The organism is Klebsiella sp. 7-CIP_Kleb. (genome assembly GCF_050378655.1).
Lineage (GTDB): Bacteria > Pseudomonadota > Gammaproteobacteria > Enterobacterales > Enterobacteriaceae > Klebsiella > Klebsiella quasipneumoniae.
Genome location: NZ_JBNRLJ010000001.1, coordinates 558012 through 571998, shown reverse-complemented (window position 1 = coordinate 571998; position 13987 = coordinate 558012). Strand labels below are relative to the sequence as shown.

Here is a 13987-nt window from a genome sequence, read left to right as displayed (position 1 = left end):
CTCTATTGTTAAAAAGTATTATTACAACATAGCATTAGCGGACACTTTATGATGGAGTGAGACGCATACGAGGGTCATGGAATGAAGGAAAAACGTATGAGATCGGGTCGCTTTATTGGCGTTATGTCGGGTACCAGCCTTGATGGTATCGATGTCGTTTTAGCCGCTATCAACGAAAACATGGTGGCGCAGCAGGCTAGTCTCACCTGGCCCATCCCACACGCGATAAAAGAAGAGATCCTGGCGATTTGTCAGGGCCAGTCGCTGACCCTCTCGCAGCTGGGGCGTTTGGATACCCGCCTCGGAAGGCTGTTTGCCGAGGCCGTGCTGGCGCTGATGCGTCAGGAAAGTCTCAAACCCGCGGACGTCATCGCCATCGGCTGTCATGGGCAGACTGTATGGCACGAGCCGCAGGGCGATGCCCCGCACACGCTGCAAATTGGCGATAACAACCAGATCGCCGCCCATACCGGCGTCACTGTGGTGGGGGATTTCCGTCGGCGTGATATGGCGCTTGGCGGGCAGGGGGCGCCGCTGGTGCCGGCTTTTCATCATGCGCTGCTGGCGCACCCCGTTGAGCGGCGGATGGTGCTGAATATTGGCGGGATCGCTAATGTGTCGCTTCTGGTGCCGGGCCAGCCGGTGCGCGGCTATGATACCGGGCCGGGCAATATGTTGCTGGACGCCTGGATCTGGCGTAAGCAAGGTAAACCTTACGATAAAGACGCCCAATGGGCCAGTGAAGGTAAAGTGCTCCTGCCGCTACTGCAGGATATGCTGAGCGATCCGTGGTTTGCCTTGCCGGCGCCGAAAAGCACCGGTCGGGAATATTTCAATTACGGCTGGCTGGAGCAGCATCTGGCTCGTTACCCGGGGCTGCGCGGACAGGATGTGCAGGCAACCCTCGCGGAATTAACCGCCGTGACCATCAGTGAGCAGGTATTGTTAAGCGGTGGCTGCGAGCGTTTGTTAGTGTGCGGCGGCGGCGCGCGTAACCCATTGTTAATGGCGCGCCTGGCGGCCCTGCTGCCGGGAACCGAAGTCTCCACCACCGATGAAGCGGGGATCAGCGGCGATGATATGGAAGCGCTGGCCTTTGCCTGGCTGGCCTGGCGCACCATCGCTGGCCTGCCGGGGAATCTGCCCTCTGTGACTGGCGCCAGCGAAGCCACGGTGCTGGGCGCCATTTTCCCTGCCAACCCGCCGCAGAATCGGAGTTAACTGAAATCTTAAATACGACGCGACCGGTAAACTGGACAAGTTAAGCGGAGGGCGGAGTGCCCTCCGTGACCGGGAAAGTCGAAGGCAAACGAATGAAAAAAATTCTTATCGCAGTTGTACCTTTTATGCTGGCGGGCTGTAGCTACTACAACCAGTTTGTCGAGCGGATGCAGACGGACACGCTGGAGTATCAATGCGACCAGAAACCGTTGACGGTCCATCGCAATAACTCACGCCAGCAGGTGAGTTTTATTTATGACAATCAGCAGCTGAATCTGTCAGAGGGGCTGTCGGCTTCCGGAGCGCGCTACACCGACGGCGTCTATGTCTTCTGGTCGAAAGGCGATACCGCCACCGTCTATAAGCGCGACCGCATCGTTCTCGATAACTGCCAGCTGCAGACCGCCAAACGTTGAGATTTCTGTCCGGGGGGCGCACAATAACGCCACCTTATGACTATATCCTCAATGGCCATGTCTGATAACGACGAACTCCAGCAAATCGCGCACTTGCGCCGTGAATACACCCGTGGCGGTTTGCGTCGCCACGATCTTCCAGCTGAACCTCTGCCGCTGTTTGAGCGCTGGCTGCGTCAGGCCTGCGACGCGAAACTCGCCGACCCGACGGCCATGGTGGTTGCCACCGTTGATGAAAGCGGCCAACCTTATCAGCGTATTGTGCTGCTAAAGCATTACGACGAAAAAGGGCTGGTGTTTTATACCAACCTTGGCAGCCGCAAAGCCCATCAGATTGAAAATAACCCGCAGGTCAGTCTGCTGTTTCCGTGGCATATGCTGGAGCGCCAGGTGATGGTGATCGGCAAAGCGGAACGCCTGTCCACGCTGGAGGTGGTCAAATATTTCCACAGTCGCCCGCGCGACAGCCAGATCGGCGCCTGGGTCTCGAAGCAGTCGAGTCGGATCTCTGCTCGGGGTATCCTGGAGAGCAAATTCCTCGAGCTGAAGCAGAAATTCCAGCAGGGTGAAGTACCGCTGCCGAGTTTCTGGGGCGGATTCCGCGTCAGCATTGAGCAGATGGAGTTCTGGCAGGGGGGCGAACATCGCCTGCACGATCGCTTTTTATACCAGCGCGATAACGGCGCCTGGAAAATAGACCGCCTGGCACCGTAATTGCCGAAATTAGTTATCGAAGCGCTGGCGCTGAAAGGGCCGGCGCTTTATTCTATGTACTTTTCGCATCTGGCGAAAAGTCGTGTACCGGCAGAGGTGCAGTCGTTTATACATGGAGAATTTGATGGCAAGCAGTAACTTGATTAAACAATTGCAAGAGCGGGGGCTGGTAGCCCAGGTGACGGACGAGGAAGCGTTAGCAGAGCGACTGGCGCAAGGCCCGATCGCGCTCTATTGCGGCTTCGATCCTACCGCTGACAGCTTGCATTTGGGGCATCTTGTTCCATTGTTATGCCTGAAACGCTTCCAGCAGGCAGGTCATAAACCTGTGGCGCTGGTGGGCGGCGCTACCGGTCTGATTGGCGACCCAAGCTTTAAAGCCGCTGAGCGTAAGCTGAATACCGAGGATACCGTGCAGGAGTGGGTGGATAAAATCCGCAAACAGGTAGCCCCATTCCTTGATTTTGACTGCGGCGACAACTCGGCGATCGCGGCGAACAACTATGACTGGTTTGGCAGCATGAACGTGCTGACCTTCCTGCGCGATATCGGTAAACACTTCTCTGTTAACCAGATGATCAATAAAGAAGCGGTGAAGCAGCGCCTGAATCGTGACGATCAGGGCATCTCCTTTACCGAGTTCTCCTACAATCTGCTGCAGGGTTACGACTTCGCCTGTCTGAACAAACTGCACGGCGTGGCGCTGCAGATTGGCGGCTCCGACCAGTGGGGCAACATTACCTCCGGTATCGATCTGACCCGTCGTCTGCACCAGAACCAGGTGTTTGGCCTCACCGTGCCGCTGATTACCAAAGCGGACGGCACCAAGTTCGGTAAAACCGAGGGCGGCGCCGTGTGGCTGGATCCGAAAAAGACCAGTCCGTATAAATTCTATCAGTTCTGGATCAACACCGCGGATGCTGACGTCTATCGCTTCCTCAAGTTCTTCACCTTCATGGACATTGCAGAGATCAATGCCCTGGAAGAAGAAGATAAAAACAGCGGTAAAGCGCCGCGCGCCCAGTACGTGCTGGCAGAGCAGGTGACGCGTCTGGTGCATGGCGAAGAGGGTCTGGAAGCGGCGAAACGCATTACCGAGAGCCTGTTCAACGGCAACCTGAGCGACCTCAGCGAAGCTGACTTCGAACAGCTGGCTCAGGACGGCGTGCCGATGATCGAGATGGAAAAAGGCGCCGATCTGCTGCAGGCGCTGGTGGATTCCGAGCTGCAGCCGTCCCGCGGCCAGGCGCGTAAAACCGTCGCCTCTAACGCGGTGACCATCAACGGTGAAAAACAGGCCGATCCGGAATATGTTTTTGCTGACAGCGATCGCCTGTTTGGCCGCTACACCTTGCTGCGCCGCGGTAAGAAGAATTACTGCCTGGTCTGCTGGAAATAAAAAAATACTACCAGGGCGTGGGAAACCACGCCCTTTTTCTTTTTAGGGTTGTGGTAAGAAAATGAAGAACATCCTCGCCATTCAGTCTCACGTGGTGTTTGGCCACGCCGGCAACAGTGCCGCCGAGTTCCCGATGCGCCGCCTGGGCGCCAATGTCTGGCCCCTCAATACCGTACAGTTCTCTAACCATACGCAGTACGGCAAATGGACCGGCTGTGTGATGCCGCCTTCGCACCTGACGGAGATCGTCCAGGGCATCGCCGACATCGACAAGCTACAGACCTGCGATGCGGTACTGAGCGGCTATCTCGGATCTGCTGAACAGGGCGAGCATATCCTGGGCATCGTGCGTCAGGTAAAAGCGGCCAATCCGGCGGCGAAGTATTTTTGTGACCCGGTGATGGGCCATCCGGAGAAGGGCTGCATCGTCGCCCCGGGCGTGGCGGAATTCCACGTGCGCTATGCGCTGCCGGCCAGCGATATCATTGCGCCTAATCTGGTGGAGCTGGAGATCCTCTGCGGTCATCCGGTCGCCAGCGTGAGCGAGGCGGTGGCCGCCGCGCGGGAGCTGATTGCCCAGGGGCCGGAGGTGGTGCTGGTTAAGCATCTTTCCCGCGCCGGCATGAGCATGGACCGCTTTGAGATGCTGCTGGTGACCGCAGAGGAAGCCTGGCATATCAGCCGGCCGCTGGTGGATTTTGGCCTGCGTCAGCCGGTGGGCGTTGGCGATGTGACCAGCGGTCTGCTGTTGGTGAAACTGCTGCAGGGCGCCAGCCTGCGCGACGCGCTTGAGCACGTCACCGCCGCGGTGTACGAGATCATGTTGACCACCAAAAACATGCAGGAGTATGAACTGCAGGTGGTGGCGGCGCAGGATCGTATTGCCGTGCCGGAGCACTGCTTCAGCGCTACCCGGCTGTAACTTTCTGACTCTGCCCGGCAGACCGCCGGGCAGAGTCTGGTCTTACTTTAAGCCTTCCGCCGCCAGTGCGTCAGCCACTGCCGGACGCGCCGCCACCTGCGCCATCCAGCTGCCGATATGACCGCAGGCGGCCATATCCAGTTTAATCGCATAGCCCCAGCGCAGCACCGTGAACAGATAACCATCGGCGATGGTGAAGCGATGGCCGGTCAGCCACTGTTTATCCGCCAGCGAGGCATCGACGTACTGCAGTTTCTTCTCGAGCAACGCGCGGGCAACGGGCTTATAGTCTTCCGGGGTGTCCGGGCGGAACAGCGGCGTAAAGCCTTTATGCAGTTCGGTAGCCACGTAGTTCAGCCATTCCAGGGTCTGGTAACGGGCAACGGAGCCCACGGGCGCCAGCAGATGGCGGTCCGGCACCTGATCGGCGATGTACTGCATAATAGCCACGCCCTCGGTGAGCAGGATGTCATCATCCAGCAGCAGCGCCGGCACCTGACCTTTCGGGTTGATCAGCAGATAATCTTCCCCGTTTTCCAGCTGTTTCCTTGCCAGATCCACGCTCTGCAAAGTGAAATCCAGGCCGCTTTCGCGCAGGGCGATGTGTGAGGCGAGGGAACAGGCGCCGGGTTTGTAGAACAGTTTCATGCGTTACTCCTCGTGGCTGCAGTTTTCTGTATGTTAGTCCCGCCAGGGGTAAAAAAAAAGCCGCTAACCTAACGTTAGCGGCTTAAAAATAATTGGTTTTCCCTGCGGCGTCAGGCTGCCGCGGTTTCGCGTGCTTTTACGTCCGCGCTGTCGTCCTGAGTCATTCGGTTCAGCTTCGGCGCGGTCAGCAGCATCAGGGCGGCGATGACCGCGGTGACGATACCGATCTGCAGGAACACATGACCGTACACTTCCAGCGACACCAGCGGATCGGTGACGTTTTCCGGTACCGCCATCAGGTTGGCGATTTTCCCGGCGATGATTGCCGCACCGGCGGTGGTGAGGAACCAGCTGCCCATAATGAAGCCCATCAGACGCTGAGGAACCAGCTGAGCGACCATCGCCAGGCCGAGGCCGGAAATCATCAGCTCACCGATAGACTGCAGCGCATAGCTCAGGATCAGCCAGTTAACCGAGACGATACCAGCGTCGCTGGCGAACTTCGCCCCTAAAGGCAGGACGAGGAACGCGCCGGAGCACAGCACCATACCGATAGCGAACTTGTGCGGCATCGGCAGGCGGTCGCCCATCTTGTTATAGATGGCGGCCAGAATAGGGCTACCAATCATGATCCAGAACGGGTTCAGCGCCTGATACTGTTCCGGCTCGAAGGCGATGCCGAGGATCGAGTGCTCCACGTTGCGGATAGCGAAGAAGTTCAGAGAGGTCGGCATCTGGCTGTACAGTACGAAGAAGACGATCGCTTCTACCATCAGCAGGAAGGCGACGATCATTTTCCGACGCGCGGCACCTTTCAGGCCCATCGCTTCTTTGGCGAAAATCACCACGATACCCAGCGCGATGACGCCCAGCGCCATGCGTGCGATACCCTGGTTGTGCAGCAGCCAGGTCGCGATAGCGACCAGCACCACCACGCCAGCGATGGTCGCCAGCAGTTTACCCATATGCACCGGGGCAAAGTCCGGTTTCGAACCGTACTGTTTCACCCATTTCTGGCAGAAGGCGAAGTTGATGATGGTGATCACCATCCCCACCACGCTCAGGGCGAAGGCGACGCTCCAGCCGAAACGCGCGGCCAGCCACGGAGTTGCCAGCATCGAGAAGAACGAACCGATGTTGATGGACATGTAGTACATGGTAAATGCACCGTCCAGACGCGGGTCGTTTTTGTCATAGCAGGTAGAGAGCAGGGAAGACGGGTTGGCTTTAAACAGGCCGTTACCGACGGCGATAGTCGCCATACCCATATAGACGATAGCGGCGTCATGGCCAGACCAGGCGACCAGCGCATAGCCGATGGCCAACACGATAGCGCCCAGCATAATGACGCGTTTGGTACCCAGCACTTTATCGCCCAGCCAGCCGCCAATGGCGACCAGGCCATAAACCAGCGCGCTAAAGGAGGAGAACAGAGTAATGGAATCCGCTTCCGACATACCCAGCTGTTTTACCAGGTAAACGGCCATGATCCCTTGCAGGCCGTAGTAACCAAAACGCTCCCACAACTCGATCGAGAAAATGAGATAGAACGCGCGTGGTTGTTTGAAAGCGTTCAGACTCACGCTTTCTGCTGGTTTATTGTTTGCAGTAGACACATATACCTCTTTTTTTACATCCCATATTTACTGGGGGGTGTTCGGGGCGCAATCTCGTTGGACCGCCGCCTTTATAGTTATTCTTGGAGGGAAAACGGCAGGTAATGTTCACTATCCTGGCGCATCAGGCAAGGCTTTTGTAATAATCTGTTACACATAATCAGGGTGGCATAATGCTCCGGACATATGAATGTTATCCAGAGTTAAATTTCACCGTTACGTTATCGTTGATATTTTTATCTTTTTGATTGCCCGCTTTTCTCCAAAATGGCGATATATTCTGCTGATCGCGCAGTGAGGTAGTGATATGGTCCATTATCCTAAAAATTCATGGGCTATTATCCTGGCAATCTTTGCTCAGCCGTTGTATTACCTGACTTTAATTTCCATTTTCATAACATTCGTTCAACATTGAGTTGCGAGCATGATCTTGATCACAAATGTATAGAAATTTTGCGTTGATAAAAAATGAATGAGCTAGTTGTTTGTTATATAACCGGATAATTGCCCAGCAAAATGCGCTTTATGCGGTGTTAATGGCGGGTTAAATAGCTAAATGCGGACCATAACCCAGAGTGAGGCTATGGTCGTGAGAAAGGCGCTCAGGCGTAGACTTTGTCTTTGAATTCGCAAAGGTCTTCAATCAGGCAAGAGCCGCAGCGCGGCTTGCGAGCGATACAGGTGTAACGGCCGTGCAGAATAAGCCAGTGATGGCAGTCGACCTTAAACTCGGCGGGAACGACCTTCAGAAGCTTCTCTTCAACCTGTTCGACGTTTTTCCCGGGGGCGAATTGCGTCCTGTTGCAAACACGGAAGATATGGGTATCCACGGCGATCGTCGGCCAGCCAAAGGCGGTATTCAGCACCACGTTGGCGGTTTTGCGGCCCACGCCGGGCAATGCCTCCAGCGCCGCTCTGTCCTCTGGTACCTCGCCGTTGTGCTGCTCCAGCAGGATACGGCAGGTTTTGATGACGTTTTCCGCTTTGCTGTTAAACAGGCCGATGGTCTTGATATAGGATTTCACGCCCTCCACCCCCAGCGCCAGCATCGCCGCGGGCGTGTTGGCCACCGGGTAGAGTTTGGCTGTCGCTTTATTGACGCTCACGTCGGTTGCCTGCGCCGAGAGCAGGACGGCAATCAGCAGCTCAAACGGCGAGCTGAAGTGCAGCTCGGTGGTGGGGTGGGGATCATTGTCCCGCAGCCTGGTCAGGATCGCCAGGCGTTTGGCTTTGTTCATGTTACGCTTTCCCTGTCGCGTCAGACGGGGCGACAGCGTCGGCCCGGGCCGCCTGCGCCTTCCGCTGCTTGCTACGTTCATCGATAAGGTATTTTACCGCCAGCATCATGCCGAGGCCAATAAAGGCGCCTGGCGGCAGCATAGCCAGCAGGAAAGGGGTGTCCGTATGGAAAACCTCGATGCGCAGCACCTTTGCCCAGCTGCCAAGCAGGCTGTCGGCGCCGTCAAACAGCGTGCCATTGCCGAGGATTTCGCGCAGGGAGCCCAGCACGAACATCGCGCAGGTGGCCCCCATACCGATAGAGAAACCGTCCAGCGCCGACAGCGCCGGCCCTTTTTTGGCGGCAAAGGCTTCGGCGCGGCCCACCACGATGCAGTTGGTGACGATAAGCGGGATAAATATCCCCAGCGACTGATACAGACCGAACGCATAGGCGTTGATCAGCATCTGCACCACGCTCACTACCGAGGCGATGATCATCACGTAGATCGGGATGCGGATCTCCGCCGGGGTCCAGCGGCGCAGGCTGGAGATGGTCAGGTTGGTCAGGGTCAGCACCAGGGTGGTCGCCAGACCCAGCCCAAGGGCGTTGGTGGCGGTCGAGGTGACTGCCAGCAGGGGACACATCCCTAACAGCTGAACCAGAGCGGAGTTGTTTTTCCACAGACCCTGGACGATGACGTCTTTAACTTCGCTCATGGTTACTCTCCACAGGCGCTGAATTCAGGAAGTTGCGCAGGCAGCGTTTGTGCATACAGGCCTGCGCGCTTAACGGCATTGACCACCGCCCGGGGGGTGATGGTGGCGCCGGTGAACTGGTCAAAATCGCCGCCGTCTTTTTTGACCGCCCAATGTCTGTCGCCCTGACCGTGGATGACTTTCCCGGCAAAATGGGTGATCCAGTCCGACAGGCGAAGCTCGATTTTATCCCCCAGACCCGGGGTCTCATGATGCTCGGTCACGCGGGTGCCGAGGACCGTGCCGCTAAAATCGGCGGCCACCAGCAGCTGGATCGCTCCGGAATAGCCGTCCGGCGCGGTGGCTTCCATGACCGCGCCAATCGGCTGACCGTTATTTTTGGCAATCCACACTTTATGCTGGCCTTTGCCCAGCGCCGGGGCGCTGACCAGATAGCAGCTCTTGAGCAGATCGTTATTATAGCGGTCGGCAGGTAAAACCTGGTCGAATAACGCTTTCTGCTGCAGGGCCGCCTGCTGGTCGATGGTGCTTTTGGTCAGCTCATTGATCGCCGCCGTTAGCCCGGTGGAGCCGGCGGCAAAAAGCGCCAGCGTGACGCCGTGTTTTCGCATCGTTTTTAACATCATCGTTCTCTCAACGGTGGCCATACACGCGCGGGCGCGTGTAGTAATCGATCAGCGGCACGGTAATATTCGCCAGCAGAACGGCAAACGCCACACCGTCCGGGTAACCGCCGAAGCTGCGAATAAGCCACACCAGCAGGCCGGCGAGGGCGCCGAAGATCAGACGTCCGCGGTTGGTTGTCGAGGCCGTCACCGGGTCGGTCAGAATAAAGAAGGCGCCAAGCATGGTGGCCCCGGAGAATAAATGCATCTGCGGCGAGGCCAGACTCTGCGGCGAGAAGATCCAGCCGAGGGTTGCGCACAGGCCAAGGCTGACGAGGAAGCTGACCGGTATATGCCAGCGGATCGCCTTCTGCCACAGCAGGAACAGACCGCCCGCCAGCCAGGCGATATTCACCCACTGCCAGCCCAGCCCCGCCAGAACGCCGCCGTAAACCGGCAACTGCAGTACCTGCTGGACGCTATGCCCGGAATGCAGGGAGGTTTTGAAAGTATCCAGCGGGGTGGCCTGACTGATGCCGTCGATACCCAGCCGCAGGGCGGTCATGTCGTCTCCGACGGCGGTATGACCGGTGAAGATCATCTGCAGCGTATCGCTGAACGTCGGGATATGGGCGGCAATCTCGTAAGAAGGCAGCCAGGAGGTCATCTGCACCGGGAACGAAATCAGCAGCACGACATAGCCGATCATCGCCGGGTTGAAAGGGTTATGGCCGAGTCCACCGTACAACTGCTTGGCGATCACTACGGCAAAGGCGGTGCCGAGCACCACCATCCACCAGGGGGCCAGCGGCGGAATACTCACCGCCAGCAGCAGGCCGGTGAGCAGGGCGGAGTTATCCCTCAGGGTGGCCGCAACAGGCTGTTTGCGCAGTTTGAGAATAGCGGCTTCCGTTGCCCAGGCCGTCAGGGCGGCGAGGACAATCTGCAGGACGGTGCCCCAGCCGAAAAACCACGTCTGGATCACAATACCAGGCACGGCGGCGAGCAGCACCAGCAGCATAATGCGCGAGGTCTGCCGCTGGTTATGGGTATAGGGGGAGCTTGCGATTCTGAAAACCATTTATTCCTCGTTAACTGCCTGCTGTGTTGCTTTGCGCGCCTGAACGCGAGCGATCGCCGCGGCGACGGCCGCTTTGCGTGGGTCGTCATTGGCTGCGGTTGACGCAATATCCGCCTGGGCAGCCTGCTGTTCGGCTTTGCGCGCTTTGGCGCGGGCGATAGCGGCCTCCACCGCGGCCTTGCGCGGGTCGACCGGCTCGGCTGGCGGGGCTTCCGCCGGCGCGGCCTGCTGTTCAGCTTTGCGCGCTTTGGCGCGGGCGATAGCGGCTTCCACCGCGGCCTTGCGCGGGTCGACCGGCTCGGCTGCCGGGGCTTCCGCCTGGGCATCCTGCTGTTCGGCTTTGCGCGCTTTGGCGCGGGCGATAGCGGCTTCCACCGCCGCCTTGCGCGGGTCGACCGACTCGGCTGGCGGGGTTTCCGCCGGCGCGGCCTGCTGTTCGGCTTTGCGCGCTTTGGCGCGGGCGATAGCGGCTTCCACCGCCGCCTTGCGCGGGTCGACCGGCTCGGCCGCCGGGGTTTCCGCCGGCGCGGCCTGCTGTTCGGCTTTGCGCGCTTTGGCGCGGGCGATGGCGGCTTCCACCGCCGCCTTGCGGGGATCGGCTGCGTCGGTCGACGGAGTTTCCACCGGCGCGGACTGCTGCTGCGCTTTACGCGCCCGGGCTTCGGCCTTCCGCGCTTCGCGGGCGGCAATCGCCTCGCTGTTGTCCGGTCTGGCGCCGGCCTGAATCACGATAGGCTGCGCGGCGTCGCGCTGTTTATCACGTACCCGGGCCAGGGCGGCGTTAATCGCATCCTGATCTTTGGCGGCAGGCTGGACGGCGGCTTTTTTATGCCGCTCGGCGCGGGCCGCTTTCTCACGCTCCAGGCGCGCCTGTCGGGCCTCGAATCGCGCCTTGGCTTCCGCAGCGCGCTGCTCTTCCAGACGAATCGCCGCGATCTCGGCTTTCTCCTGGCGGAAGTACTGCACCAGCGGAATATTGCTTGGGCATACCCACGCGCACGCGCCGCATTCGATGCAGTCCGCCAGATTGTGAGCGGTGGCTTTATCGTGCTGCTGGCCTTTACTGAACCAGTACAGCTGCTGCGGCAGCAGATCGGCCGGACAGGCGTCGGCGCAGGCGCTACAGCGAATGCAGCCTTTTTCTTCCTGCGGCTCGCCCATTTCGCTGGCGGAGGGCGCTAACAGACAGTTGGTGATCTTCACTACCGGGACGTCGAGCCCCGGCAGAGTAAAGCCCATCAGCGGGCCGCCCATGATCACCATCGGCTCAGCGCTGGCGCAGAATCCGGCGTCGTTCAACAGATGGCGCACCGGCGTGCCAAGGCGCGCCCAGACATTGCCCGGCCGGGTTACCGCCTCGCCGGTGAGGGTGACCACGCGCTCGGTTAACGGTTCGCCGTCAATTACCGCGCGTTTCACCGCGTAGGCTGTACCGACGTTCTGCATTAGCACGCCAATGTCCGAAGAACGACCGCCGTGCGGCACCTGTTTCCCGGTGAGAATCTGGGTGAGCTGCTTGGCGCCACCGGAGGGGTATTTGGTGGGGATCACGCGCAGCGAAATGCCATGGGCGTCGCAGAGTACCGCCCGCAGCATGGAGATGGCCTGCGGCTTATTGTCTTCAATGCCGATCAGCACCTCGTCAGGCTGCAGAATGTGGGCGAGGATGCGGATCCCTTCGACAATCTGCGCCGCGCAGTCCTGCATCAGGCGGTCGTCCGCCGTGATATAGGGTTCGCACTCGGCGGCGTTAATGATCAGCGTTTTAATTTTATCGCCGCCGCCGCGCAGTTTACTGCCGGTGGGGAAGCCGGCGCCGCCGAGGCCGGCAACGCCAAACTGGTGGATGCGCTCAATCAGCGCTTCACGTGTGCGGGTCTGGTAGTCGCTCCAGCCGTCGCGTTCGATCCAGCGGTCTTCGCCGTCGGCGTCAATGATCACGCTCATCTCCGCCAGCGCGGATGGATGGGCGGTGGTGTGCGGGGCGATAGCGGCAACGGTGCCGGAGGTGGGGGCGTGAACCGGCAGCATTCTTCCCCAACCGCGGGTTAGCGGCTGGCCGCGCAGCACCCGGTCGCCTACTTTGACGCACAGTTCGCCTTCGGCGCCGATGTGCTGCTTCAGCGGGATCACAAAGCGCTGCGTCAGGGAAACCTGGCGCAGCGGGGTGCCGTTTGACTGGGTTTTCATCTCCGGCGGGTGAATACCGCCGTTAAAATCCCAGACTTTGTCTTTTCGGAAAGCGGAAAATAGCTTAAACATGTTGTTCCACAGGAATATTTCGCACCGGGATCGTGTGCAGATCCCATTTCCAGGTCTCCGGGGTGGTCGCCACCGGAACGAGTGAAATGCACTGGGTCGGGCAGGGGGCAACGCACAGGTTGCAGCCGGTGCACAGGTCGCTCATCACGGTATGCATGGCGCGGGTCGCCCCGACAATGGCATCCACGGGACACGCCTGAATACATTTGGTACAGCCGATGCAGTTCGGCTCGTCAATCACGGCGAGCATGCGGGCCGGCTCGGCTGCCTGCTCGTCGCCGTCGACAGGCTGCGGGTCGACGTTGAGCAAGGCGGCGATTTTTAACATCACCGCTTCGCCACCCGGCGCGCAGCGATTAATTTTCTCACCCTGCACGCCCACCGCTTCCGCATAGGGGCGGCAGCCAGGGTAGCCGCACTGCCCACATTGGCTCTGCGGTAACAGTTCATCAATTTTTTCCACCACCGGGTCGTCCTGCACCGCGAAACGGCGCGACGCATACCCCAGTATTAAGCCGAAAATCAGCCCTAACAGGCTGATGGCGATCACGGCTATCCAGACTGCGCTCATTACAACTTCACCAAACCACTAAAGCCCATAAAGGCCAGAGACATTAAACCGGCGGTAATCAGCGCGATGGCATTACCGCGGAACGGCGCGGGGACATCGGCCACCACCAGACGTTCGCGGATCGCCGCGAACAGCACCATCACCAGCGAGAAGCCGACGGCGGCGGCAAAGCCGTACAGCGCCGACTGCAGGAAATTGTGGCCCAGGTTGATGTTCAGCAGCGCCACCCCGAGCACCGCGCAGTTGGTGGTGATAAGGGGCAAAAAGATGCCCAGCAGGCGATAGAGCGCCGGGCTGGTTTTACGCACCACCATCTCAGTGAACTGAACCACCACGGCGATAACCAGAATAAAGGACAGGGTACGTAAATAAACCAGATTTAGCGGGATAAGGATCCAGGTATCAATCAGCCAGGCGCAAATAGAGGCCAGGGTCATCACGAAGGTGGTGGCGAGCCCCATCCCCATTGCGGTTTCCAGCTTTTTGGAAACCCCCATAAACGGACACAGGCCAAGGAACTTCACCAAAACGAAGTTATTGACAAGGACAGTACCGATAAAGAGCAGTAAATAATCAGCCATCATGCGACCTGAA

Annotated in this window: 14 protein-coding genes; 5 read left to right on the top strand and 9 right to left on the bottom strand. The window is 58.9% G+C overall.

Annotated features, from left to right (window positions below; genetic code table 11):
• The first annotated feature begins 96 nt into the window (after positions 1-96).
• From anmK to pdxY, 5 genes are all read left to right on the top strand, one after another.
• Positions 97-1221 (top strand): anhydro-N-acetylmuramic acid kinase, encoded by a 1125-nt coding sequence (gene anmK, locus ACQUTI_RS02800; RefSeq protein ID WP_017901088.1) that lies wholly within the window; start codon positions 97-99, stop codon positions 1219-1221.
• 92 nt (positions 1222-1313) lie between these two features.
• Positions 1314-1637, top strand: a complete 324-nt coding sequence (gene mliC, locus ACQUTI_RS02795; RefSeq protein WP_004202862.1) for a C-type lysozyme inhibitor — start codon at positions 1314-1316, stop codon at positions 1635-1637.
• A gap of 57 nt (positions 1638-1694) precedes the next feature.
• Positions 1695-2351, top strand: coding sequence for a pyridoxamine 5'-phosphate oxidase (gene pdxH, locus ACQUTI_RS02790; protein WP_004202860.1), 657 nt, complete (start codon positions 1695-1697; stop codon positions 2349-2351).
• A 124-nt stretch (positions 2352-2475) separates the two neighbouring features.
• On the top strand, positions 2476-3750 hold the full coding sequence (tyrS, locus tag ACQUTI_RS02785; protein WP_004175868.1) for a tyrosine--tRNA ligase: 1275 nt from the start codon (positions 2476-2478) through the stop codon (positions 3748-3750).
• 61 nt (positions 3751-3811) lie between these two features.
• The gene (pdxY, locus tag ACQUTI_RS02780; protein ID WP_057215612.1) at positions 3812-4672 is read left to right on the top strand and encodes a pyridoxal kinase PdxY; all 861 of its coding nucleotides are present in this window, start codon (positions 3812-3814) and stop codon (positions 4670-4672) included.
• 42 nt (positions 4673-4714) lie between these two features.
• On the opposite strand, the gene gstA is transcribed toward pdxY, so the two are convergent.
• The 9 genes from gstA to rsxA all read right to left on the bottom strand — a co-directional run bounded on the left by gstA (position 4715) and on the right by rsxA (position 13974).
• Entirely contained in the window at positions 4715-5320 is a 606-nt protein-coding gene (gstA, locus tag ACQUTI_RS02775) for a glutathione transferase GstA (RefSeq protein ID WP_004202856.1), read from the bottom strand.
• 110 nt (positions 5321-5430) lie between these two features.
• A complete protein-coding gene (gene dtpA / locus ACQUTI_RS02770) occupies positions 5431-6936 on the bottom strand; it encodes a dipeptide/tripeptide permease DtpA (RefSeq protein WP_004202855.1) in 1506 nt (501 codons plus the stop codon).
• A gap of 602 nt (positions 6937-7538) precedes the next feature.
• Positions 7539-8174 carry an endonuclease III gene (gene nth, locus ACQUTI_RS02765; RefSeq protein ID WP_023289926.1) on the bottom strand — a complete coding sequence of 212 codons (636 nt, stop codon included), beginning with the start codon at positions 8172-8174 and terminating at the stop codon, positions 7539-7541.
• Position 8175: 1 nt separating this feature from the next.
• Entirely contained in the window at positions 8176-8874 is a 699-nt protein-coding gene (locus tag ACQUTI_RS02760; RefSeq protein ID WP_017900824.1) for an electron transport complex subunit E, read from the bottom strand.
• A 2-nt stretch (positions 8875-8876) separates the two neighbouring features.
• Positions 8877-9497 carry an electron transport complex subunit RsxG gene (gene rsxG / locus ACQUTI_RS02755; RefSeq protein WP_428923231.1) on the bottom strand — a complete coding sequence of 207 codons (621 nt, stop codon included), beginning with the start codon at positions 9495-9497 and terminating at the stop codon, positions 8877-8879.
• A gap of 10 nt (positions 9498-9507) precedes the next feature.
• Entirely contained in the window at positions 9508-10560 is a 1053-nt protein-coding gene (rsxD, locus tag ACQUTI_RS02750) for an electron transport complex subunit RsxD (RefSeq protein WP_122542751.1), read from the bottom strand.
• Positions 10561-12822: an electron transport complex subunit RsxC gene (rsxC, locus tag ACQUTI_RS02745; protein WP_428923200.1), complete on the bottom strand. Its 2262-nt coding sequence runs from the start codon at positions 12820-12822 to the stop codon at positions 10561-10563.
• A complete protein-coding gene (rsxB, locus tag ACQUTI_RS02740) occupies positions 12815-13393 on the bottom strand; it encodes an electron transport complex subunit RsxB (RefSeq protein ID WP_004202846.1) in 579 nt (192 codons plus the stop codon). Before rsxB ends, rsxC begins: the two co-directional genes overlap by 8 nt.
• Entirely contained in the window at positions 13393-13974 is a 582-nt protein-coding gene (gene rsxA, locus ACQUTI_RS02735) for an electron transport complex subunit RsxA (RefSeq protein WP_109938384.1), read from the bottom strand. Before rsxA ends, rsxB begins: the two co-directional genes overlap by 1 nt.
• Positions 13975-13987 lie beyond the last annotated feature (13 nt).